Raw genomic sequence first — 24302 nt, forward strand, 5'->3', positions numbered from 1 at the left:
CCGGCGCGCCGCAACCGATCCACCAGCCAGACCATCGCCAGTTTTGACCCGTCGCGGCGGCGCGAAAACATGCTTTCGCCAAAGAAGGCACCGCCCAGAGCGATGCCAAAAATGCCACCGGCAAGCGCGCCGTCCTGCCAGATTTCCATCGAATGTGCGTGCCCTGCGTCGTGCAGGTTTTGGTAGATTTCGATCAATTCGTCGTTGATCCAGGTTTCGGGACGTTCGGCACAGGCGCGGACCACCTCGGCAAAGGCTGAATTGACGCGCACAAGGTAATCCCATCGGCGCACACGCTTGCGCAAAGAATGTGAAATATGCAGTGCATCGAGTGGCATGACCCCACGCCGCGGTGGGTCGAACCAATGCAACTCTTGCGCATCGCGGCTCAACGCCATCGGAAATACGCCGCTTGCGTATCCGCCCATCAGCATTTCCGGGGTCAGGGCGCGCGTTGTCTTTGTCATCTAACTGATTGCTTGTCGGGGTGCCGACGCTGTTTGAATCGACGCCATAGTGGCGCAGATTTCTGGCGGGGGCAAACAGTGGGTTTTCAATCGCGTGCGCGTCATCACGGCGCGTTCCGAAACAGCGCCCGAGGCCGTCTTGCACCTTTGGCAGGCAAGGAGGCGGTCGCCATCGCACGAGGCGTTTTCGAGCGCGCCAACACTGGCGCGCTCTGCTTTTCGGGCAAATCGAGCGTTCGATGAAGGCTTTGGGCCCAGATGCGCGTCGCCCTGCGCGAGCGCCTTCAGTTCAGGTTTTTGGCGAGGAACTTTTCCAGCCAGTGAATCGAGTAGTTGCCCGCCTGAATGTCGGGTTCTGCCAGAAGCGCGTGAAACAGCGGCACTGTGGTATCGACACCGTCCACGATCAACTCGCCCAACGCCCGGCTGAGGCGCGCCAGCGCCTCTGGCCTGTCGCGTCCATGCACGATCAGCTTGCCGATCAGGCTGTCGTAATAGGGCGGAATCACATAGCCGTCGTAGAGCGCGCTATCGATGCGCACACCCAAGCCACCCGGTGCGTGATACTGCGTGATCTTGCCGGGGCAGGGGGTAAAGTTCGGCAGTTTTTCCGCATTCAGCCGCACTTCGATGGCGTGGCCGTTCAGTTGCAGATCGTCTTGGGTGAACGACATCGGAAGGCCCTCGGCCACACGAATCTGTTCGCGCACAAGATCGACGCCAAAGATTGCCTCGGTCACCGGATGCTCGACCTGCAAGCGCGTGTTCATTTCGATGAAGTAGAACTCGCCGTCTTCATACAGAAACTCAATCGTGCCAGCACCGATGTAGTTGATCCGCGCCACCGCGTCGGCGCAGACCTTGCCGATGCGGTCGCGCTGTTCGGGGGTGATGACCGGGCCGGGGGCCTCTTCCATCACCTTCTGGTGGCGGCGTTGCAGCGAACAGTCGCGCTCGCCCAGATGCACGGCGCTACCCTTGCCGTCGCCAAACACCTGCACCTCGATGTGGCGCGGGCGCTGGAGGTATTTTTCCATATAGACTTCGTCATTGCCGAAGGCCGCCTTGGCCTCGCTGCGCGCGGTGCGAAATGCCACTTCCAGCTCGGCCTCGTTGTTGGCCACCTTCATGCCGCGCCCGCCGCCGCCTGCGGTTGCCTTGATGATGATCGGATAGCCCATCGCGGCAGCTTCGCTTTTGGCCGTTTCCACATCGGGCACGGCACCGTTCGATCCGGGCACGCAAGGCACGCCCAGCTTTTTCATGGTGTCCTTGGCGGTGATCTTGTCGCCCATGATTCGGATATGTTCGGCGGTGGGGCCGATGAAGGTTATGCCATGGTCTTCAAGCACCTGCACAAAGGCTGCGTTCTCGCTAAGAAAGCCATAGCCCGGGTGAATCGCTTGCGCCCCGGTGATCTCGCAGGCCGAAACGATGGCGGGAATCGACAGATATGACAGCGTCGAAGGATTCGGCCCGATGCACACGCTTTCGTCGGCCATGCGCACATGCATTGCGTCGGCGTCGGCGGTGGAATGCACCGCCACGCTGGCGATGCCCATTTCGCGGCAGGCGCGGATCACCCGCAGCGCGATTTCGCCGCGGTTGGCGATCAGGATCTTGTCGAACATGGGTGCCTCACTCGACGATCATCAGGGGCGTGCCGTATTCGGCCGGAGTGCCGTTTTCCACCAGAATACGTTTCACCGTGCCAGCGCGCGGCGCGGCGATGTGGTTCATGGTCTTCATCGCTTCGATGATCAGCAGGGTCTGGCCCTCTTTCACCTGACTGCCCACCGTAACGAAGGGCTCAGCGCCCGGTTCGGCCGAAAGGTACACCGTGCCCACCATAGGCGAGGGCACCGCGCCCGGATGGCCTGCGGGGTCTTCACCGGCAGCAGCCGCTACCGGTGCGGGGGCTGCGGCTGCGGCCGCCGGTGCTGCGGCATAGCTGATCGGTTGTGGCGCCGCGGCAACCACTTGCGCCTGCTTGACCACGCGCACCTCAAGGCTGTCATCTTCGCCGTATTCGCGCATCACCGAAAGTTCGGTCAGCTCGTTCTTGTTCAGCAATTCGGCCAGCGCCTGGATGAAAGCCACATCGTCTTCATGGGTGTGTTTGCTCATGGGGTCCTCAGAGGTCCGGTTGCGGGGCTGGAACGCCCCCCGCGGCGCGCTGCCGCCACTATCGGCTGGGTTATACGCTAGCGATCCGGGCAGGGAAAGCAGTCAGTTTACCGTTAGGGAAAGCGCAAGGTGCCGCATTTTGCAGCACCCTGCCTTGCCACCGCTACAGCGGTAGGCAGTCGCGCCTGCGCTGCGCTGCGGCGTATTTTACCGTTTGATAAAATAAAATTGCTGTGTCAGCCTGCACAAAACAAGGCCAATCAGGGAGGCCACCTTGACCAACACTCCGCTTACCCCCGGCGTCGTTGCCGGGCGGCTTGATACGGCGCATCTTGCCGCGAACTTCGCCGATGTGGCGCCGCCACTGGGCCCGCACGAAGCGCGGGTGGCAGCAGATCGCTGCTATTTCTGCTTCGATGCACCTTGCGTGACGGCTTGCCCGACCGCGATCGACATTCCGCTTTTCATTCGCCAGATCTCTACGGGCACACCCGAGGCTGCGGCGCGCACGATCTTTGCGCAAAACATCCTCGGCGGCACCTGCGCGCGTGTCTGCCCGACCGAGAACCTCTGCGAAGGGTCCTGTGTGCGTGAGGCGGCGGAAGGCAAGCCGGTTGAAATCGGCGCGCTGCAACGCTTTGCCACCGATACGTTGATGGCGGGCAACACCCACCCCTTTGCACGCGCCGCAGCCACCGGGCGCAAGGTTGCCGTGGTCGGCGCAGGCCCCGCGGGCCTAGCCGCGGCGCACAGGCTTGCGATGCTTGGCCACGCGGTCACGCTTTATGATGCCAAGCCCAAGGCGGGCGGGCTGAACGAATACGGGCTTGCCGCCTACAAGGTGCCGGACGGGTTTGCGCAAAGCGAAGTTGCTTGGCTGATGCAGATCGGTGGCATCACCGTGGTGAACGGCTGGGCACTAGGCCGCGAGGGTAGCCTTGACGATCTGCGCGCCGCGCATGACGCGGTGTTTCTGGGTATGGGGCTTGCCGGGGTCAATGCGCTTGGCATTACAGGCGAGCAAATGGATCAGGTGTTGCCCGCAACCGATTTCATCCGCGAATTGCGGCAGGCCAGCGACCTTGCGCACCTGCCTGTCGGGCGGGATGTGGTGGTGATCGGCGGCGGCATGACTGCCGTTGATGCGGCGGTGCAGGCCAAACTGCTTGGCGCTGAAACCGCCACCATCGTGTATCGCCGCGAACGCGCGCAAATGCCCGCAAGCCGCCATGAACAAGACCACGCCACCGCTTCGGGTGTGAAGATCATCACCAGCGCCGCCCCGGTTGCCATTCACGGCGCAGGCGCGGTGCGAGAGGTAGAGTTTGCCTATACCAAAGCCGGTGCCAAGGGGCTCGAGGTGACCAGCCAGACCTTCCGGCTGAAGGCGGACCAGGTGTTCACGGCGATCGGTCAGGCGCTTGCCGAAACGCCCTCTGGCCTCGCGCTCGACGGGCGCAAGATCGCGGTGACGGGGGCGGGTCGGACCAGCTTGCCAAACGTCTGGGCGGGCGGTGATTGCGCCGCCGGTGGCGACGATCTGACGGTGACCGCCGTGGCCGAAGGGCGCGATGCGGCAATGGATATTCACGCTAGCCTGATGGGGGCATGAAATGGCCGATCTGAGCACCTCTTTCGTGGGCATCAAGTCGCCCAACCCGTTCTGGCTTGCCTCTGCGCCGCCTACGGACAAGGCCTACAACGTCGTGCGCGCCTATAAGGCGGGCTGGGGTGGAGTGGTGTGGAAAACGCTTGGCGAAGACGGCCCGCCGGTCGTCAACGTCAACGGCCCGCGCTACGGCGCTGTCTGGGGCGCTGACCGCCGCCTTCTGGGGCTGAACAACATCGAGTTGATCACCGATCGCCCGCTCGAAGTGAACTTGCGCGAAATCAAGCAGGTCAAGCGCGACTGGAAAGATCGCGCACTGGTGGTCAGCCTGATGGTGCCTTGCACCGAGGATGCGTGGAAAGCGATACTGAAGCGGGTCGAGGAAACCGACGCTGACGGGATCGAGCTCAACTTCGGCTGCCCGCATGGCATGGCCGAGCGGGGCATGGGATCTGCGGTGGGGCAGGTGCCAGAATATATCGAAATGGTCACCCGCTGGTGCAAGGAAAACACCCGTATGCCGGTGATCGTGAAGCTCACGCCCAATATCGCCGATATCCGCAAACCGGCCGAGGCCGCATTGCGGGGCGGTGCTGATGCGGTCAGCCTTATCAACACCGTCAACTCGATCACCTCGGTCGATCTGGATCGGTTCGCGCCCGAGCCAACGCTTGACGGCAAAGGCACGCATGGCGGCTATTGCGGCCCTGCGGTCAAACCGATTGCGCTGAACATGGTGGCCGAGATCGCGCGCAACCCGGCCACCCGCGATCTGCCGATTTCGGGCATCGGTGGCGTTACCACTTGGCGCGACGCGGCAGAGTTCATGGCGCTGGGGGCGGGCAATGTGCAGGTCTGCACGGCGGCCATGACCTATGGCTTCAAGGTCGTCGAAGAGATGATTTCGGGGCTGTCGCAGTACCTTGATGAAAAGGCCATGACGCTTCCCGATCTGGTCGGGCGTGCGGTCCCGAACGTGACGGATTGGCAGTATCTGAACCTGAATTACGTCACAAAGGCCGTGATCAATCAGGACGATTGCATCAAATGCGGGCGCTGCTACGCCGCGTGCGAAGATACCAGCCATCAGGCAATCGACATGAGCGCCGATCGGGTATTCAGCGTGAAGGAAGAAGAATGCGTGGCCTGCAACCTTTGCGTCGATGTCTGCCCGGTCGAAAACTGCATCACCATGCGTGAACTGGCACCGGGCGAGGTGGACAAGCGCACCGGCAAGCCCGTCGCGCCCTACGCCAACTGGACGACGCACCCGAACAACCCCAGCGTCAGCGCCGCTGAATAATGGGTCGCGGGGGCGCGGCCCCCGCATCTCACACGCCTATTGCTACAGTGAAAAATGCGCAGGGCAGGCGGGCCAAGCGGCGCGCCTGCAACCATGTGAGCGTCAGTTGAAGGCTGTGGTGAGGCGGGATTCAAGGCTTGCGACGTCGGGCACAAGCTCCACAAGCTCAAGAAGGCTCGCGTCCGCAAAACCTTCAACAGTAAGGTGGCGTAAAAGCGTGAAGAGCGGCTGCCAGTAGCCGTCCGTATCAAGCAGCAGAATTGGTTTGCTGTGCAGGCCAAGCTGGCGCCAGGTCAGAACCTCGAACATCTCGTCGAGCGAGCCTGCCCCACCCGGCAGCACCACGATCGCATCCGAGTTCATATACATGACCTTTTTGCGCTCATGCATGTCTTCGGTGACGATGAAGGTGCTCAAATCGCGCTTGCCGACCTCGCGCAAAACCAGATGCTGCGGGATTACGCCAAAGGTCGCGCCGCCCGCACTGATCGCGGCACGCGCGACCTCGCCCATCAACCCCACGTCGCCCGCGCCATAGACCAGCCGCCATCCGCGCGACGCAAGCATCGTGCCGGTAGCCTGCGCCGCGGCGGCATAGGCGGGCCGATTGCCTGATCGCGCGCCGCAATAAACACAGACCGAGGGGTGGGGCAGGGGCATCTGGCTTCCTTTGCGTTGCCACAATATCGCGCACACTGCTCGACAGAGGGTGCGGCTTCGGCATTTCTTGAGCCTTCGTAACGGTGTTGCTACAGAGGCTCAAGCAATTGCGGCGGTGTGCCGTGACGGAATACGGGGGCTGGCATGAGCGACGGCAACACGGGTGACGGCGAAGCGCCGGTAGCGGCGGCAGGCGCGTCAACTACCGCCCCGAGCAGCCGGGGGGTGTTGCTTGGCGGGGCGGCTGCACTTGTTGTTGTCATGCTCGGGTTGGGCGGCTGGGTGTTGAGCCGCCCCGAACCGACGCCTGTGCCCTCGGTCGGGATGGATGCGCCTTTGGCTTCTGCGCCCGAGGCCGCGCCGGTTGCACCAGAGCCGCCACCTGCGAGCGGCGCAGAGCCGTCGGGCAGCACGGATACTGCCACAGCCGCGCAAACGCAGGCTGCGGGCGAGCCTACGGCGGCCACCACCGCTGAACCGCCGATTGCCGCGGAAGCGCCCATGACGACAGACGCGCCCGCGCCTGCGCAAGCGCCCACCGCATCTGATGCGACCCAGCCTTCTGACGCGCCCGCACCTGCCGAAACAGCGTCGATCAGCGAGGGCGGCGGGGCCACCGCTGCCACGCCAGATGCGGTTGCGCCTTCGGGCGATGCCAGTGTGGGCGCCACCTCCGCGTCACCCGTCGCGGCCATTGCGCCGAGCTTTGATACGGTGCGCGCGGCACCCGATGGATCGATCGTGGTGGCCGGGCAAGCGATGGCCGGAACGACCGTAACGGTTTTGGTCGATGGCGTTGAGGCAGCACAAGCGCTTGCCACCCCGCGTGGGCAGTTCGTGGCGATGTTCACCCTGCCGCTGTCCGATGCGCCGCGTGCGCTGACGCTGTCGATGTCGATGGCCGATGGCCGGGTGATCGGATCTGAACAGACGGTAATCCTGACGCCGGGCCTGACGCTGCCGCTTGAGCCGCCGATGGTTGTTGCAACGGCCGACGATGCGGCCACCGACGCCGCGCCGGTGCCGCCCGCGAATGTTGCCGATAGCGCCGCCGCTGCGGCAAGCGGCGCGCAAGCTGCCGTTAACGGTGCCGCGCCCGTAACCACAACGCCCGCAACAACAGCACCCGCAACCGGCGGCGAAAACGGCACGGCAACGGCTGATGCTTCGGTCGCGCCTATGGCAGGTGCCGCGACGGATGGCGCACCCGCTACCAGCAGCACAAACGGCACAGCAACGGCTGACGCTTCGGCCGCGCCATTGACAGGCACCGCCTCTGATGCTGCGGCTGCACCCGAGCCAGTGGCACCCCGTGTGCTTTTGGCGGATGAAGGCGGTATCAGCGTGCTGGGGCCTGCCCCCGCCACGCCGGGCCTTCCAGAAGCGTTCATCATCGATTCCATCAGCTACAACGCGGAAGGCGCTGTGGTCGTGGCGGGCCGCGGCGCGGGCGAAGGCTTCGTGCGCGCCTATCTCGACAACACAGAACGCGCGACGGCGCCGGTGGGTGATCTTGGCCGCTGGCGGCTGGTGCTAGAGGATGTGGCACCGGGTATCTATACGCTGCGCGTTGATGTGATCGACGCTGCGGGCAAGGTGACAGCGCGCGCCGAGTCGCCGTTCAAACGCGAAGCGCCAGAGGTGCTTGCCGCGGCGCTGGCCGCCGAAGCCGCCGCTGGTTCCGACTCGACGCAACCTGCGGTGCAGGTGGTCACGGTGCAAAAAGGCAATACGCTTTGGGGCATATCGACGCGGTTCTATGGCGAAGGCATTCTTTATGTGAAGTTGTTCGAGGCCAACCGTGATCAGATCCGCGACCCGGACCTGATCTATCCCGGACAGATATTCACCATTCCGAAATGATCGGAAAAACGCCCCGAGGGGTGCGGAAATACCGCCGCACCTCTCGTTGGCATGGGACGGTCTTCACGGACTTGCGCACGCTGCGAACTCGGTTTGCGCTGCGTTAGACTTGCGCCATTGGCCGATTTGCGGGACACTGGCTGCGTCTGAATAGGGCAGTGGGTGGCGCGGAAGTGCGCCATCGCGCACCCTTTTTGGCATGATCGAAGCCTTACCCTACCTGTCACAATAAGTTGTGTTTGATTTGCATCAAGGCTTGGCACAGGGGTACCGCTACAGCGTACGCAGGCAAAAAGTAACGCAGAACTTGATGCGCTGCTTCCAACCAACAAGATTTTACGGGTTCCAAATTGGTGGTTTTGAATCTAACAAGACCCAGCAATATCGGCACCAGCGCGCCCACGCGGTGCCAAGGCGAGGATGACAGCATGGATTATTCCCAAGCACTCGAGACGGCGATCAAGCGACTGCATGACGAAGGTCGCTACCGCACTTTCATCGACATCGAGCGTAAGAAGGGGGCCTTTCCGCATGCAGTCTGGACTCGTCCGGATGGCACCAAGAAAGACATCACCGTCTGGTGCGGAAACGACTATCTCGGCATGGGGCAAAATCCGGTTGTGCTTCGCGCGATGCACGAGGCGGTCGATGCGGTCGGCGCGGGTTCGGGCGGCACGCGCAACATCTCGGGCACCACGGTCTATCACAAGCGGCTTGAGGCAGAGATTGCCGACCTGCACGGCAAGGAAGCCGCGCTGGTCTTTTCTTCGGCCTATATCGCCAATGACGCGACGCTGAGCACACTGCCGGTGCTGTTCCCCGGCCTCATCATCTACTCTGACAGCCTCAACCATGCCTCGATGATCGAGGGCATTCGTCGCAATGGTGGCGCAAAGCGCATTTTCCGCCACAATGACGTGGCGCATCTGCGCGAGTTGATGGCTGCCGACGACCCGGCCGCACCGAAGCTGGTTGCCTTCGAATCGATCTACTCGATGGACGGCGATTTCGGCCCGATCCAGCAATTGGTCGAGGCCGCCGAAGAGTTCGGCGCATTGAGCTACCTTGATGAGGTGCACGCGGTGGGCATGTATGGCCCGCGTGGTGGTGGCGTTTCAGAAAAGCTCGGGCTCCAAGGCCGGATCGACATCATCAACGGCACGCTGGGCAAGGCATTCGGCGTGTTTGGCGGCTATATCGCGGCCAGTGCGCAAATGGTTGATGCCGTGCGCTCCTACGCGCCGGGCTTCATCTTCACCACCTCGCTTCCGCCCGCCATTGTCGCAGGCGCCGCCGCGTCGATCGCGTTTCTGAAAGGCGCTGAGGGGCAGAAACTACGCGACGCGCAGCAGTTGCACGCGCGTATTCTGAAAACGCGCCTGAAGTCGCTTGGCATGCCGATCATCGATCACGGCACCCATATCGTGCCGGTGCATGTGGGCAACCCGGTTCACTGCAAGCTGCTGTCGGACATGCTGCTGGAAGATTATGGCATCTACGTGCAGCCGATCAACTTCCCAACCGTGCCGCGCGGAACCGAGAGGCTTCGCTTTACGCCCTCACCAGTGCACGATTCTGGTCAGATTGATGCACTTGTGCGCGCCATGGATTCGCTCTGGGGGCTTTGTGCGCTAAATCGCGCCGAGGCCAGCGCCTGAGACAATTCCACGGGTGCACTTCGCACTTGTCCGTGATACTAAAATCGCAACAAATCGCCGCGCGTTAATGCGATTCGAAAACACCTGACTCGGGGACAGTGGCGGGATGATCGGGCGGAGGGCCAAACCTTCAGCACAAGAACCGGACAAACCTAAAGGGTTTGACGATTTCGAACTGCGCCTAGGCGATCTGATGCGCGGTGAGCGCGCAACGCTCGCCAAATCCTTGCTAGATGTGCAGCGCGAATTGCGCATCAAGGCCAGCTACATCGCGGCCATTGAAAACGCCGATATCACTGCCTTTGAAACGCCGGGTTTCGTTGCCGGATACGTGCGTTCCTACGCGCGTTATCTGGGCATGGACCAAGACGAGGCCTTCAAGAAGTTCTGCAAGGAATCTGGCTTTGCGCCCACGCACGGCATGGCCGCAGCCGCTTCGGTGCGCCGCCCGGCAAAACCGCTGCCGGCAGAGCCGCTTGCCAACCCGAATGCCAGTTTCGTGCCGCGCGCCGAGGCGTTCTGGAGCAAGATAGAGTTGCGCGCAGTCGGCTCGGTTCTTGTGCTGATGACGCTGATCGCCGGGCTTGGCTATGGCGGCTTCTCGATTCTGCAAGAAGTGCAGCGCGTGCAATTGGCTCCGGTCGAACAAGCGCCGAACGTGGCCGCGCTGATCGACCCGCTTGCAGCCTCTGGTGTGACGATGGCCGGTGCCGATACTACCCCGGTGCTGCCAGCGGCTGAAGCACTTGAGCGCCTATATCGCCCGCGCGCGCTGGAGGTTCCGATTCTCGTGGCTCGCGACAGCCCGATTGCTGCGATCAATCCGCAAGAAACCGGCGCGCTGGCCGAGGCACTGCCGACGCAGGTTGCCGATGTTGCCCCGCAACCCGAACCGGCGACCGAAGAGGTGGTGGCCCGCGCCGTGGCCCCCGATGCGCCTGCGGTTGAACTGCTTGCGGTGCGCCCGTCTTGGGTGCGTGTGCAGTCGGCCGATGGCACGGTGCTGCTTGAGAAAATCCTAGACGCAGGTGAACGTTTCACCCTGCCGAAACTGGAAGAGCCGCCGCTGCTGCGTGCGGGTGAATCTGGTGCGGTTTATTTTGCGGTGAATGGCACCACCTACGGCCCCGCCGGTGCGCCGGGTGCGGTGACCAAGAACATCGTGCTTTCGCCCGAGGCGCTGACCAGCACCTACGCGCTGGCTGATCTTTCGCGCGACGGCGACCTTGCCAAGATGATCGCGCTGGCCGAAGCATCGCAATAAGCGCGGTTGCCGCGAGGCACCAGCTCGCCTATCTCTCAGGCGGAAACGCAGCCCGAGGCTTTCATGACACTCAACCCGATCCGCCCATGGCGCAACGTGATGCGCCGCAAATCTCGCCAAATCATGGTGGGGCGTGTGCCGATTGGCGGCGATGCACCGATTTCGGTGCAGACCATGACCAACACCGACAGCGCCGATGTCAAAGCGACGCTGGCGCAGGTGATTGCCGCGGCTAATGCGGGTGCCGATATCGTGCGCATTTCGACCCCCGATCAGGCCGCAACACAGGCGCTGCGCGAGATTGTGCGCGAAAGCCCGGTGCCGATTGTCGCGGATATCCATTTTCACCATCGCCGCGCTATTGAAGCGGCCGAGGCCGGTGCTGCCTGCCTGCGCATCAACCCCGGCAACATTGGTGACGCGCAGCGCGTGCGCGAGGTGGTAAAGGCCGCGCGCGACAATGGCTGCTCGATTCGGATTGGCGTGAACGCAGGTTCGCTGGAACGGCATCTGCTGGAAAAATACGGCGAGCCTTGCCCCGAGGCCATGGTCGAAAGCGGCCTCGATCATATCAAGCTTCTGCAAGACAACGACTTTCACGAGTTCAAGATCTCGGTAAAAGCGTCAGATGTGTTCCTTGCGGCTGCGGCCTATCAGCAACTGGCCGAGGTGACGGATGCGCCAATTCATCTGGGCATCACCGAGGCAGGCGGCCTGCGCACCGGCACCGTGAAATCTGCTGTCGGGCTTGGCAACCTGCTCTGGGCAGGGATCGGCGATACCATCCGCGTTTCGCTATCCGCCGACCCCGTGGAAGAAGTGAAGGTCGGTTTCGAGATTTTGAAGGCGCTTGGGCTTCGCACCCGCGGGGTGCAGATCATCTCTTGCCCTTCCTGCGCACGTCAGGGGTTTGACGTGATCAAGACCGTCGAGGCGCTGGAACAGCGGCTAGAACATGTTCGCACCCCGATCAGCCTTTCGATCATCGGCTGCGTGGTGAACGGCCCCGGCGAGGCCTTGCTGACCGATGTCGGCTTTACTGGCGGCGGCGCGGGCTCTGGCATGGTCTATCTGGCGGGCAAGCAGGCGCACAAGCTGGGCAATGCCGAGATGATCGACGAGATCGTCAAGCTGGTCGAGGCGCGAGCCGCCTTGATCGACGCCGAAAAGCCCTGATCGGACCCTTGGGCTTGATGGCACCAAACCTCTTTGCGGGGCGCATTGGCCAGCACAAGAACCGGGGCTATGCCCCGGGCCAGTGTCTTTTCAGCGATGGTGCGGGCACCGTTTAGCTGCGCTGATCTGCTACGATCTGGCGCATCCCGGCCAGCGGCAGATAACCGCGCAGCATTTCGTCTCCGACGATAAAGGTCGGCGTGCCAGAAATCTGCATGATCTGCGCCAGCGCGTGATTGGCGTCGATGACTGCGGTGACCTCATCGGTGGTCATCCGCGCCAGCACCGCGGCTGGGTCTTGGCCCAGATCGACCGCCAGTTGGCTAAGCGACTCTTCGTTGGCCGTGCCGCGCAGGGTAATCAGGCGATCGTGGGCCTCTTTATATACATCGTCTCCGGCAATCAGCTTGATTGCGATGGCAAAGCGCGAAGACAGTTCGGACTCGACGCCAAGGATCGGAAACTCCTTGACGATGAAGCGGATATTGCCGTCCGAGGCGACGAGTTCGGCGACCTCGGCATGGGCTTGGCGGCAATATCCGCAGCGATAATCCGTGAACTCGACCAAGGTCACGTCCCCGTCGGGGTTCCCGCCAACCCAGGAATACCCGTCTTGAAAAAGCGCTGCGGCATTGGCGGCGACCAGATCCTTGTCGCTGGCGGCGGCGGCTTGTGCTTGGCGCGCATCAAGCACGTTGATCGCCTCGACCAGCACTTCGGGGTTGCTGAGCAGGTATTCGCGGACGGCGGCACCGAAATCGGCACGCTCGGCGTCAGACATATTGCCAAGATCAAAGGCAGCAGCCGGGCCCGCGGCGAGGGCTGCGACAAGGGCAATCGGAGAAACGTATCGGCGCAGCATGGCGTGTATCCTGTAGTGGTGGCCGCGCGCGGCCGGGTTGGGCACGAGCATTGCGGCAAAGCCGGGCCTTGGCAAGGGCTGGGCACGCACGAAAGCTTGAGCGGCGAGCGAAGACGCATGAAAGGTTTCGCGCAATCGGTCGCGGCGCTATAGTCTTGCGGCGAACTGGGGCGAACGATCTCGGCGCGGGGCAAGGTGACGGGCGCAATGCAACGGATTTTATGGGTTTTCGCGTTGGTCGTGCTGGCGTTTGGCGCGCCCTTTGCCGCGGCCGACGAACTGCGCGCGCTTTCGCGGCTTGATATGGCACGTAGCAGCGTGGTTGAGGCGGCAGATGGCAAGGTCAACCTGACGCTAGGATTGAGCCAGCCGATCCCATACCGCGCCTATCTGCTCGATGCTCCACCGCGTCTGGTGATGGAGTTTTCAGAGCTTGATTTCGCGGGCAGAGACCCGGGCCTGCTTGGCCACGCCGGGCCTATCACCGCGCTTAGCTGGGGCGCTGGCGAACCCGGCTGGACGCGGCTGGTCGCCGAGCTTGCAGGGCCGATGGCGATTGAGACAACCGGCGAAAGCACCGGCGCCGAACCCGCCATCACGCTGAGTCTGGTGCCGGTCACCATAGCCGATTTTGCGGCGCGCGTTGCCAGCGCCCCGATTAACGCGCGCGCGGGGTTGCCAGATGCAGCCATCGTTGCCGCGCCGCGGCGCAGGCAGACAGGTGATACGCCGCTTGTGGTAGTGCTTGACCCTGGGCATGGCGGTGTTGACCCCGGCGCAGAGGCCGAGGGGTTGACCGAGGCGCAGCTGATGCTTGGTTTTGCCCGAGAATTGAAAGAGGTTTTGGTGCGCGCGGGTATGCGCGCGGTGCTCACGCGCGAAGAAGACGTTTTTGTGCCGCTTGAAGCGCGCATGTCTGCGGCCCGTGCTGCGGGTGCCGATGTGCTGTTGTCATTGCATGCCGATGCGCTTGCTGAAGGCGAGGCCGTGGGGGCAACGATTTACCTGCTGGCGACCGAGGCGTCCGACGCGGCATCGGCGCGGCTGGCAGAACGGCATGACAGGGCCGACCTGTTGGCCGGGGTCGATCTGGCCGGGCATGACGATGTGGTGGCCGAAGTGCTGATGGATCTTGCCCGCGCCGAAACCCAGCCACGCGCCGATGGGCTGGCGGTGGCGCTTCAGGCGGCGATCTTGGGCGCGGGTCTCAAGATGCACAAGAAGCCTGTGCAGGCCGCGGCGTTTTCGGTGCTGAAATCGCCCGATATTCCGTCGCTTTTACTTGAGCTGGGTTTCATGTCATCTGCGGCCGACCGCGCCCGCCTGACCGACCCTGCTTGGCGCGCCACCATGGCGGCAGCGATTGCGGCGGCTTTGCAGGCTTGGGCCGTGGTCGATGCGGCCGAGGTGCGCTATCTGCGCCAGTGACGCTTCGGCAGGGCTTCGCCCGCACGCGGCGAGTTGTTTTGACGCCCCCCCCCACTCGCGCTATAGCGGGGCCACCGGCACGAGCCGGGTGTGATGGAGCCGCGCTTGATCCGTTTTATCCTTGCGTTTTTCGGGGCGATCTTTTCGTGGGTCGTCACAGCCGCCTTTTTTGGCGCGCTGACGCTGGGCGCGGTGTTCTGGATATATTCGTCCAACCTGCCAAGTCACGAGCAGCTGGCCCAATACACCCCCAAGACCATCAGCCGCGTCTATTCCGGCGAAGGCCGCCTGATTGACGAGTTTGCAGAAGAGCGGCGGCTGTTTCAGCCGATCGAGGAAATCCCCGATCTGGTCAAACACGCATTTGTCGCGGCTGAGGACCAGAACTTCTACACCCACCGCGGCTATGACATTCGCGGTATGCTGGGTGCCGCGCGCGATGCGCTGACCGGTGGGCGGCTGCGCGGTGCCTCGACCATCACGCAGCAGGTGATGAAGAACTTTCTGCTTTCGTCAGACCGCTCGATCGAGCGCAAGATCAAAGAGTTGATCCTTGCCTCGCGGCTTGAGGAAACATTGAGCAAGGACAAGATCCTCGAGCTTTACCTGAACGAGATCTTCCTTGGGCAGAACAGCTTTGGTGTGGCCGCCGCGGCGCAGACCTATTTCAACAAGACGCTGAGCGAACTGGCCCCGCACGAGGCCGCGATGCTAGCCGCCATGCCGCAAGCGCCGAGTGAATACCACCCGGTGCGGGCGATGGCGCGGGTGACTGAACGGCGCAACTATGTGCTCGGGCGGATGCTGGAAGATGGCTACATCGACAAGGCGACATATGATGTCGAGGTGCAGCAACCGCTGCGCTCGGTCCAGAACGGAGATTTTCCACCCTTCCGCGCAACTCTGCCATCGCGCGACTATTTCACCGACGAGATCCGGCGCCAGCTATCGGTCAGTTTCGGGCAGGAAGAGTTTTTCGCAGGCGGCCTGACGATTCGCGCCACGGTCGACCCGGACATGCAGACAGAGGCGGCGCTGGCGCTGCGCGAGGCGCTCGAGTCGTTTGACCGCGACCAGGGCGTGTGGCGCGGCACCGGGCAGGAGCTTGCAGCCGAGGCGTTGGCAGACTGGCGCACGGCGCTGGCGGCCGTGGTCGATGTGCCGCGCGATATTGCAGGTTGGCACCCCGCGGTGGTGCTTGAGGTCGGTGCAAATGACGCGCGGATCGGGATTGAAGGCATCGAGGATGATGCCGATGGCCACTGGATACCCGCAGCCGATGTGACATGGGCGCGCAAGCTTGGCGCTGATGGCAAGGTTGCGGCGAACAAGGCCAAGGTCGCGGGCGATCTGCTGGCGGTGGGCGATGTGGTGCTGGTGCGCGCCATGACCAAGGACAGCGACGGCAGTTTCATCCGCTGGACCCTGCGGCAGGTGCCCGAGATTCAGGGCGCCTTCATGGCGATGGACGTAAACACCGGCCGCGTGATCGCCATGCAGGGCGGCTATAGCTATCAATCCTCGGTGTTCAACCGCGCGACGCAGGCGCAGCGCCAGCCCGGCTCGGCGTTCAAGCCTTTCGTCTATGCCGCAGCACTGGATTCTGGGTTTACCCCCGCCACGATCATCGTTGACGCGCCGATCGAGGTGGATACCGCGCAGGGCATCTGGCGCCCGCGCAATTCGTCTAACAAGTTCTATGGCCCAACCCCGATGCGCACCGGCATCGAGCAAAGCCGGAACCTGATGACGGTGCGAATTGCGCAGGAAATCGGCATGGAAACGGTTGCGGACTACGCCGAACGCTTTGGCGTTTACGAGCCGATGATGCCGTTTCTCGCCAATTCTCTCGGTGCGCAGGAAACCACTCTGTTCAAGATGGTTGCGGCCTATGCGATGTTCGCCAACGGTGGCGAGCGCGTGGAGCCGACGCTGGTTGACCGCGTGCAAGACCGCTGGGGTCGCACTGTTTATCGCCACGACACACGGACGTGCGTGAATTGCGGCCCGGACATCATTCCCGAAGGGCGCGCCCCGCGCATCACTTCGAACCGCGAACGGGTGATGGATGCGATCACTGCCTATCAGCTGACCTCGATGATGCAGGGCGTGGTGCAGCGCGGCACCGCCAGCGGCGTGATCAACCTGCCGGTTCCCGTGGCAGGCAAGACCGGCACCACCAACGACGCCAAGGATGTTTGGTTCATCGGCTTCACGTCGAATATCGTGGCGGGGTGTTACATCGGCTACGACCAGCCGCGTGCACTTGGCAACAGCGCGTATGGTGCCAGCATGTGCGGCCCGGTGTTTCAGCAGTTCATGACCGAGGCGATCAAGAGTTATGGCGGCAGCGCCTTCAAGGTGCCGCCGGGGGGATATTTCGTGAATATCAACCGCTTTACGGGTGACCGCGTCGATGAGTTCGCTTCGGGCGATGACGTGGTTGCCGAATATTTCCGCGAAGGCACCGATGTGCTGTTCGGCTTTGCCTCTATGATTGATGGTGGTTTTGCGATGGGCCAGAACCTGCCGCTGTTCGAGCAGGGCGAAACTGATAGCGGCAGCACCACAGTAATCAACTCTTCCGGGCAGATGACCGTGATTCCGCCCAAGGCAGACTTCGGCACCGTTTCATCGGGCGGGCTATACTAGGCAGACTGGCTTTTGCGCATTGGACCGGCGCGGGCCAATTGGCCGCTTGCCAACCTGCTTTTGCCCTACCGCTTGCCCGCGCCGCGCCAAGCCGTTATCACGCCACCAATCTGACCGACAGGAACCGTTCTATGCGCGCCGAGACACAAAGCACCATCGACGCTATCCGGGATTCGCTGAAACTTCTGGGCCAAAGGCTTGATGCGGAAACCGCGCCACACCGGCTGGAAGAGATGAACGCGATGATCGAGCACGGCGATCTGTGGTCAGACCCGGCGCGCGCGCAGAAACTCATGCGCGAACGACAGGAACTGATCGACGCGCTTACCTCGTATCGCGCTATCGAGCTTGATCTGGCTGACAACGCCGAACTGATCGAACTCGGCGAGGCAGAGGGCGACGCCGAAATCGTGCAAGAGGCCGAGGCCGCGCTGCGCGCATTGGCCGAACGCGCCGCCGCAAAGCGGCTAGAGGCGCTGTTGGATGGCGAGGCAGACGGCAACGATACCTTCCTTGAAATCAACGCAGGCGCCGGCGGCACTGAAAGCTGTGACTGGGCCAGTATGCTGGCGCGCATGTATGTGCGCTGGGCCGAGAAAAAGGGCTACAAGGTCGAAATGCAGGCCGAAACGCCCGGCGAAGAGGCTGGCATCCGGTCGGTTTCTTACAAGATCATGGGCCACAACGCCTATGGCTGGCTGAAGTCGGAATCCGGCGTGCACCGGTTGGTGCGGATTTCGCCCTATGATTCGGCGGCGCGGCGGCACACCTCGTTTTGCTCGATCTGGGTCTATCCGGTGGTCGATGACGCAATCGATATCGAGGTGCTCGACAAGGACATCCGCATCGACACCTATCGCTCTTCCGGTGCCGGTGGTCAGCACGTCAACAAGACCGACTCGGCGGTGCGTATCACCCACTTGCCAACCGGTATCGTGGTGACATCAAGCCTGAAATCGCAGCACCAGAACCGCGACATTGCCATGCAGGCGCTGAAGTCGCGGCTTTATCAGCAAGAGCTTGATCGCCGTAACGCCGCAATCAACGCAGCGCACGAGGCAAAGGGTGAAGCAGGCTGGGGCAACCAGATCCGCTCTTACGTTCTGCAACCTTACCAGATGGTGAAAGACCTGCGCACAGGGTATGAAACCTCTGATACGCAAGGCGTGCTGGATGGCGACCTTGACGCCTTCATGGCGGCGACATTGGCAATGGATGTGGCTGGCAAGTCGCGCGCCGAGGCGCAAGGCGAGGGCTGAACGCTCGAAATCTGTTGCTTGCGCGTCTCGGCCACGCTTATCTCGCTGAAAACCAGGGAGAGAGCGCAATGACGCAGGAAATACCAGAGCACCCATCGCCGTTGCCCAGCATCGCGCGGTTGACCGTATCCGATCTTGGCGCGGCCCTAAGCGCGGGCTTGCGCGATTTTCTTCGTGCACCGGCCTTTGGCCTGCTTTTCTCCGCGTTCTACGTTGCGGGTGGCATCGTGCTTTATCTGGTGGCGGCTTCGACCGGGCAGGAATGGTGGCTCATTCCGTTTGTCGTGGGGTTTCCACTGCTCGCGCCTTTTGCGGCAGTCGGGCTTTACGAGGTCAGCCGCCGCATTGAGGTGGGTGATTCACTGATCTGGCGGCAGGTGCTTGGCGTGGTCTTTGCACAAAAGGATCGCCAGATTCCGTCGATGGCGATGGTCATTCTGCTGATCTTCATGTTCTGGGTGTTCGTGGCGCATACCATCTTTGCCCTGTTCATGGGGCTGTCAGCGATGACCAACATCACCTCATCGCCCGCTGTTCTGCTGCAAGGTAACGGCCCCCTGATGCTGCTGATCGGCAGCGCCATTGGCGGTGCCTTCGCATTGGCGGTGTTTTCCTTCACGCTCTGCGGCTTGCCGCTGTTGCTGGAACGCGAGATAGATTTCATCACTGCGATCGTCTTTTCGGTGCAGTCGGTTCTGGCCAACAAGGCCGTGCTGGCGCTGTGGGCAATATGCATCGCGGCGCTTTTAGCGCTGGGGATGGCCCCGCTGTTTTTGGGCTTGTTCGTGGTGCTGCCCGTGCTTGGGCACGCAAGCTGGCACCTTTATCGCCGCATCACGGCCGAGTGAGCCAAGCAAAAGGGCGGTGCCATTGGCACCGCCCCGGATCGCCCCGCATCTGCGGTTGATTAGTCTTCGGTTTTGGCTGCGGCGGTGGGTGGTGCCAGTTTCGGCGTCACACCGCTTGCCAGCGGGTCGTCCTGACGCTGCACCGAGCCTTCGAAATGCGCACCCGATTCGATGGCGATGGTCTTGTGAACAATGTCGCCCTCGACACGCGCGGTCGATGTCAGCCGCACCTTGAGGCCGCGAACACGGCCCACGACGCGGCCATTGACCACGATGTCGTCGGCAACGATTTCGCCCTTGATGGTGGCGCTTTCGCCAACCGTCAGAAGATGCGCACGAATATCACCCTCGACCACGCCTTCGACCTGCACATCACCCGTGGTGCGCAGATTGCCAACGACGGTCAGGTCGGAGGACAGCACCGAGACCGGAGCCTTGGGGCGCGGCGCGCCAGCCGGGGCTTCGCCTGCGGGGCGCGGCATCGGCGTATCGGGGACCTTGGGCTTGTCGCTTTCGGGTGTGGTTTTCGGACCGGGTTCGTTGATTCTGCTTTTAGAAAACATTGCTTGCCGCCATTATGAAGGTCATCGGATTGACCGGATTGCCATTCACGCGCACCTCGTAGTGCAGGTGCGGACCAGTGGATCTGCCAGTGCTGCCCATATCACCGATCCGATCTCCGCGCGAGACCTTTTGCCCAACGCTCACCCGGATCTTGCTCAGGTGGCCGTAGCGGGTCACGGTGCCAAACTCGTGCCGGATCTCGATCATGTTGCCATAACCGGATTGCCAGCCCGCGTGCGTTACGACGCCGTCGCCGGTGCCGTAGATCGGGGTGCCGGTGGGGCCAGCCATATCGACGCCTTCGTGCATCGTGCCCCAGCGTCGCCCAAAGGGTGAAGTCAGGCGGTAAGAAGCCTTGACCGGAATGTCGAGCGGCAGCGCAGAGGCCGCGATGCGGTAAAGGTTCAACCGGTCGAGCGTATCCAGAATCCCCGTGGCGCGCGCAAGATCGGCGCTATATTCGGGCTCTCCGCTCGCCGACATTGCGGTTGGCAAAAGCGGCCCGCCGGTGCCCGAATAGCCCTGCCGAACGGTTGCAAGAATCGACTCGGTATTCATGCCAACCGCGCGGAACATCTTGTCCAGCGGTTCGACCGAAACCGAAACCGCGCTTTCAAGAGTTGCAAAAATCTCGTCATTGCGCTGGTCGAGCAGGCGCTGTTCAAGCTGCATCGCGACAAGCTCTGCCTCGGCCTCATCGGCCAATGCTTGCAGACGGTCGCGTTCTGCCGCAGCACTTGAAAGCGCGGCGGCAACGATATCGAGTGTTGAGGCCACGTCTTCGGGTGCCACTTCGGTTGGCCCCGTGCCGTCGCGCGCGCCGGTCAGTTCGATCTCGCGCTCTGCAACCAAGGCGGCTGCCGCGTCGCGCTCCTGCATGGTGCGCCGCAAGGTTGCCTGAATGACCTCGATGCCTGTTTCAAGCTCGCGCCGCTGTTCTTCAGAGGCCAGCAGAGCCGACTGCATCTGCGACACCTGCTCCAGCGCCAGTGCAAACCGAGATTGCGCGGCGGTGGCTTCGTTGGCGCGCGCGTCACGTTCGCGCGACAATTCATCAAGCCGTTGCTCGAAGGCTGCCTGAGCGCGGGCGACCTGTTCTTGCGAGCTTCCCGCGCTGATCACGTCGCTAAAAAGGATCGAGCTGGCGACGATCGTCCAGCCGAATACCAGCACCGTACCGCCCAGCATCGCCGCCTGAGTTAGCGGGCGCAGCCTTACAAAGCGCGTGGTGGTATCCGACTTGAGGAACATCCGTTGTTCGGGCAGCCAGCGTCCGACGAACGAATTGAGATGTTGCGCGACGCGTCGGTGCACCTGAACTGATCCATCCTGTCATTGCGCTACATGGCGCGCCCCTTCGGGCAAAGCCACACTCAGGGCTTAGCAAGAGGTCGCGTTGCGATGCAACCATTTTTGCCCCCGATGCGCGGCGGCAGGCTGACAGGGGGCGGATGCTGGCGGATTATGGCCGATTTTCAATGTTCTTGATCGCCGCCATGACCTCTTCGGTGTGGCCTGCCACCTTGACGCTGAGCCAGATCGCGGCAATGCGCCCTTCGCTGTCGATCAAGTATGTGTTGCGCAAAATGCCTTCATAGGCGCGCCCATAAAGTTTTTTGGCCCCCCATGCACCGTATCTCTCGCAGGTGTCACTTTCGGCATCGCTGGCGAGTGTCAGTGCAAGGTTCTTGCGCGTCTGAAACTTGCGATGCGCAGAAAGGCTGTCTTTCGAAATGCCGACGACATGCGCACCAAGGGCCGCAAAATCGGCAGCCCCCATGCTGAAAGATTCTGCTTCAAGCGTGCAGGTGGGGGTGGAGTCGCGCGGGTAGAAAAACAGCACGACCGGCTGGCCGCGCAATGCGCCAAGCGAAAGGGTCGTGTCGCTGCCATCGCTTGCGATGGCTGGAAGAGAAAAGTCAGGCGCGAAATCGCCGATGTCGAGCATTGCGGGTTCCTTTGGACGAGGGCGCGGGTTTGTGTTTTAACCAGCGCTCAGCAAAGATCATTTGCGTGGGCAGCGCAACCGCACGGCAGGGCGGCAGATGGACGAACAACAGGCAAAAGACGAAAGCAGCGGCGAAGCAGGGCGCGTGGTGCGCCCGCGCCGCCGCCATGCAACGCGCTTCGTTCTATGGATGATGGTGTCGTTTCCGACCTTTCTGCTGCTGCTGCTGTTGGCCGCGCTTTATGTCACGCACCGCCCGCTGCCTGCCCCGCGCTGGGCGATCGAGCGCATGGAGCTAGGGATCAACGAGGCGCTGGCGGGAAGCATGCAGGTGCATCTGGGCGGCGCGGAACTGGTTGTAACCGACGGTGTGGCACCGCGCATGCGCTTTCTCGATGTTGAAATCATTGGCCCGCGCGGCCAGGTGCGCGCGCTTTTGCCCGAAGCGCGCCTGACACTATCACGCGCGGCGCTGGCGGATTTTCGGATCGAGGTCGAGGCTGTTCGCATCAGCGGCGCGAGTCTGGCGCTACGCCGCCTAGAGGATGGCACGCTCGACATTGCTTTTGGCAGCGAGGATGCGGCTTTCCGCGCCGCCACCCCCGAAAGCCTCGCGCAGGCGCTGACGGCGTTCAAACAGGCGTTCGATGCGCCCGCACTCGCGGCGTTGCAGCGTATAGACGCCGAGGGGATGCAGATCCGCCTTGACGATGCGCGCAATGGCAAGGTCTGGCAGGTTTCGGCAGGGCGGCTGTCGCTTAAGCAGGATGCGGCGCGCTTGGCTGTGACGCTCAGCTTCGACATCGGTGAGCAAGAGCGTATGCCCTCGTCAGTGGCGCTGTCGCTCAACACGCGAAAACACAGCAACGAAGCCTCGTTCGGGGTCGCCATAGCTGCGGTGCCTGCGCGCGATGTGGCACTGCAATCGCCGGCGCTGGCGTGGCTTGGGGTGCTGGATGTGCCGATTTCGGGTTCGCTGCGCAGCGGAATCGATGCAAGCGGCGCTATCGGCCAGCTTGATGCCCGCCTTGAAATTGGCGCGGGCGCGCTGAACCCGGTGGCGGGTGTGCCGCCTGTGGCGATCCAAGGCGGCAGTGTGCATTTGACCTACAACCCCGCCGACGAAAGGGTTTCGTTTGCCGAATTGGCCATCGATAGCCGCGCGCTCCGGTTGCGGGGGGCCGGTTCGGCGCAACTGCGCGGCTTCTCTGGCGGTTTGCCGCAAGAAGTGCTTGCGCAGCTTTCGGTGGTCGATCTGCGCGTCGATCCTGAGGGGCTGTTTGAAACGCCGGTGCAATTTGTCGAAGGCGCGCTTGATCTGCGGCTTCGGCTTGATCCGTTTACACTTGATATCGGCCAGTTGCAGTTGAGCTACGGGCAAGACCAGATCAGCACCTCGGGGCGGGTCGCCGCGGCGGCCGATGGCTGGCATGTCGCGCTCGATTTCGGCACGGGGCACATCACGCAACAGCGGATGCTGGCGCTTTGGCCGCTGGCCGTTGTGGCCAAAACCCGTAACTGGCTGGTTGAAAACGTTGCCACCGGTGAATTGCGCGATGTGCGCGCGGCGCTGCGGCTGGAACCGGGGGCAGAGCCGCAACTTGCGCTGGGCTACGGTTTTGAGGGGGCAGAGGTGCGTATTCTAGGCACGCTGCCGCCGCTGCTTGATGTGTCGGGCTATGCCACGATTGAAGGCAATCGCCACGCGCTGACGGTTGAGCGCGGCCATCTTGTGGCCCCGACCGGGGGGCGGATAGATGTGGCTGACACAGTGCTGGTGGTGCCCGATATCCGCATGCGCCCCGCGCCCGCCGAAATCCGGCTGCACACGCAAAGCACCATTCCTGCCGCCATGTCGCTGCTTGACCAAGAACCCTTCCGCTTCATGTCGAAGGCGGGGCTTGCAACCGATTTTGCCGAAGGCGAGGCGCGCGCCGAAACGGTGCTGCAAATGGCGTTGCAGAAAGAGTTGAAAGCCGAAGACGTGCGCTTTCGCGTAACCGCCGATCTGAGCGATGTCCGGTCGGACGTTCTGGTGAAGGGGCGGCCGCTGCGGGCTGACCATCTGCGTCTTACGGCCGACGCCACGGGTATCGAAATCGCCGGGCGCGGCACGCTATCTGGCGTAGGCTTTGATGCAAGCTGGGTGCAACGGTTTGGTGCCGAACACGCGGCGGCATCACAGGTTACTGGCGAAATCGACCTTTCCGAGGCCGGGCTTGCCGCGCTGGGCATCACCTTGCCACGCGGCACGATCAGCGGCAGCGGCACAGGGCAAATGGTGCTGGATATTCAGCGTGGCGCGCCGACCCGCTTTGATCTGGCCAGTGATCTTCAGGGCATGACGCTGGCAATTCCTTCGGTGGGCTGGCGCAAGGCCGCGAACGAGGTGGGCAGCTTTGAGATCTCGGGCACGCTGGGCGCGCCTTCGACGGTCGAGCGGCTGGCGCTTTCGGCGGCAGGGCTAGAGGCGAGCGGTGCGCTGACGCTTACGCCCGAGGGCAAGCTTGCCAGCGCCAACTTCGATGCGGTGGTGCTGGACGATTGGTTCGAGGGTGCGGCAGTGTTGCGCGCGCAGGGCGCAGGCAACCCGATGGCGATCGAGTTGAGCGGC

The 24302-nt window shown here is 62.7% G+C and carries 19 protein-coding genes; 11 read left to right on the forward strand and 8 right to left on the reverse strand.

Annotation, left to right across the window (positions count from 1 at the left end):
• The 3 genes from aat to accB all read right to left on the reverse strand — a co-directional run.
• Positions 1-467: leucyl/phenylalanyl-tRNA--protein transferase (aat, locus tag ABY403_RS01740; protein ID WP_372837995.1), on the reverse strand; the 467-nt coding region annotated here is incomplete at its 3' end.
• 284 nt (positions 468-751) lie between these two features.
• Positions 752-2098 carry an acetyl-CoA carboxylase biotin carboxylase subunit gene (accC, locus tag ABY403_RS01745; protein ID WP_372837997.1) on the reverse strand — a complete coding sequence of 449 codons (1347 nt, stop codon included), beginning with the start codon at positions 2096-2098 and terminating at the stop codon, positions 752-754.
• 7 nt (positions 2099-2105) lie between these two features.
• The gene (accB, locus tag ABY403_RS01750) at positions 2106-2594 is read right to left on the reverse strand and encodes an acetyl-CoA carboxylase biotin carboxyl carrier protein (RefSeq protein WP_372837999.1); all 489 of its coding nucleotides are present in this window, start codon (positions 2592-2594) and stop codon (positions 2106-2108) included.
• Positions 2595-2868: 274 nt separating this feature from the next.
• Between accB and ABY403_RS01755 the strand changes: the two genes are divergently transcribed.
• Together ABY403_RS01755 and preA are read left to right on the forward strand one after the other, a co-directional pair.
• Positions 2869-4206, forward strand: a complete 1338-nt coding sequence (locus ABY403_RS01755) for an NAD(P)-dependent oxidoreductase (RefSeq protein WP_372838001.1) — start codon at positions 2869-2871, stop codon at positions 4204-4206.
• Position 4207: 1 nt separating this feature from the next.
• A complete protein-coding gene (gene preA, locus ABY403_RS01760; RefSeq protein WP_372838004.1) occupies positions 4208-5506 on the forward strand; it encodes an NAD-dependent dihydropyrimidine dehydrogenase subunit PreA in 1299 nt (432 codons plus the stop codon).
• A 102-nt stretch (positions 5507-5608) separates the two neighbouring features.
• On the opposite strand, the gene ABY403_RS01765 is transcribed toward preA, so the two are convergent.
• The gene (locus ABY403_RS01765) at positions 5609-6166 is read right to left on the reverse strand and encodes a TIGR00730 family Rossman fold protein (RefSeq protein WP_372838006.1); all 558 of its coding nucleotides are present in this window, start codon (positions 6164-6166) and stop codon (positions 5609-5611) included.
• Between the two features lie 144 nt (positions 6167-6310).
• Here ABY403_RS01765 and ABY403_RS01770 point away from each other — a divergent pair, with 144 nt between their 5' ends.
• The 4 genes from ABY403_RS01770 to ispG all read left to right on the forward strand — a co-directional run bounded on the left by ABY403_RS01770 (position 6311) and on the right by ispG (position 12127).
• Positions 6311-8029: a LysM peptidoglycan-binding domain-containing protein gene (locus ABY403_RS01770; protein ID WP_372838008.1), complete on the forward strand. Its 1719-nt coding sequence runs from the start codon at positions 6311-6313 to the stop codon at positions 8027-8029.
• A 428-nt stretch (positions 8030-8457) separates the two neighbouring features.
• Entirely contained in the window at positions 8458-9687 is a 1230-nt protein-coding gene (gene hemA / locus ABY403_RS01775) for a 5-aminolevulinate synthase (protein ID WP_372838010.1), read from the forward strand.
• A 106-nt stretch (positions 9688-9793) separates the two neighbouring features.
• Positions 9794-10951, forward strand: a complete 1158-nt coding sequence (locus tag ABY403_RS01780) for a RodZ domain-containing protein (protein WP_372838013.1) — start codon at positions 9794-9796, stop codon at positions 10949-10951.
• A gap of 63 nt (positions 10952-11014) precedes the next feature.
• Positions 11015-12127, forward strand: a complete 1113-nt coding sequence (gene ispG / locus ABY403_RS01785) for a flavodoxin-dependent (E)-4-hydroxy-3-methylbut-2-enyl-diphosphate synthase (protein WP_372838015.1) — start codon at positions 11015-11017, stop codon at positions 12125-12127.
• A 112-nt stretch (positions 12128-12239) separates the two neighbouring features.
• Here the strand turns inward: ispG and ABY403_RS01790 are convergent, their stop codons facing one another.
• On the reverse strand, positions 12240-12989 hold the full coding sequence (locus tag ABY403_RS01790; protein ID WP_372838018.1) for a DsbA family protein: 750 nt from the start codon (positions 12987-12989) through the stop codon (positions 12240-12242).
• Positions 12990-13196: 207 nt separating this feature from the next.
• On the opposite strand from ABY403_RS01790, the gene ABY403_RS01795 reads away from it, so the two are divergent.
• The 4 genes from ABY403_RS01795 (at position 13197) to ABY403_RS01810 (ending at position 19176) form a co-directional block, all read left to right on the forward strand.
• Positions 13197-14417 (forward strand): N-acetylmuramoyl-L-alanine amidase, encoded by a 1221-nt coding sequence (locus ABY403_RS01795; protein WP_372838021.1) that lies wholly within the window; start codon positions 13197-13199, stop codon positions 14415-14417.
• Positions 14418-14522: 105 nt separating this feature from the next.
• Positions 14523-17069: a penicillin-binding protein 1A gene (locus ABY403_RS01800; RefSeq protein WP_372838024.1), complete on the forward strand. Its 2547-nt coding sequence runs from the start codon at positions 14523-14525 to the stop codon at positions 17067-17069.
• 131 nt (positions 17070-17200) lie between these two features.
• Entirely contained in the window at positions 17201-18328 is a 1128-nt protein-coding gene (gene prfB, locus ABY403_RS01805; protein WP_372838027.1) for a peptide chain release factor 2, read from the forward strand.
• 68 nt (positions 18329-18396) lie between these two features.
• Complete coding sequence (locus ABY403_RS01810; protein ID WP_372838030.1) at positions 18397-19176, forward strand: DUF2189 domain-containing protein; 780 nt, start codon at positions 18397-18399, stop codon at positions 19174-19176.
• 59 nt (positions 19177-19235) lie between these two features.
• Here ABY403_RS01810 and ABY403_RS01815 read toward each other — a convergent pair whose 3' ends face one another.
• The 3 genes from ABY403_RS01815 to ABY403_RS01825 all read right to left on the reverse strand — a co-directional run bounded on the left by ABY403_RS01815 (position 19236) and on the right by ABY403_RS01825 (position 21688).
• Entirely contained in the window at positions 19236-19739 is a 504-nt protein-coding gene (locus ABY403_RS01815) for a polymer-forming cytoskeletal protein (RefSeq protein WP_372838033.1), read from the reverse strand.
• Positions 19729-21054 (reverse strand): DUF5930 domain-containing protein, encoded by a 1326-nt coding sequence (locus ABY403_RS01820; protein WP_372838036.1) that lies wholly within the window; start codon positions 21052-21054, stop codon positions 19729-19731. The genes ABY403_RS01815 and ABY403_RS01820 overlap by 11 nt, the downstream gene beginning before the upstream one ends.
• Before the next feature lie 148 nt (positions 21055-21202).
• Complete coding sequence (locus ABY403_RS01825) at positions 21203-21688, reverse strand: peroxiredoxin (RefSeq protein ID WP_372838039.1); 486 nt, start codon at positions 21686-21688, stop codon at positions 21203-21205.
• Positions 21689-21785: 97 nt separating this feature from the next.
• Here ABY403_RS01825 and ABY403_RS01830 point away from each other — a divergent pair.
• Positions 21786-24302: DUF3971 domain-containing protein (locus tag ABY403_RS01830; protein WP_372838040.1), on the forward strand; the 2517-nt coding region annotated here is incomplete at its 3' end.

It is taken from the genome of Phaeovulum sp., assembly GCF_041596715.1.
Classification (GTDB): domain Bacteria; phylum Pseudomonadota; class Alphaproteobacteria; order Rhodobacterales; family Rhodobacteraceae; genus UBA6213.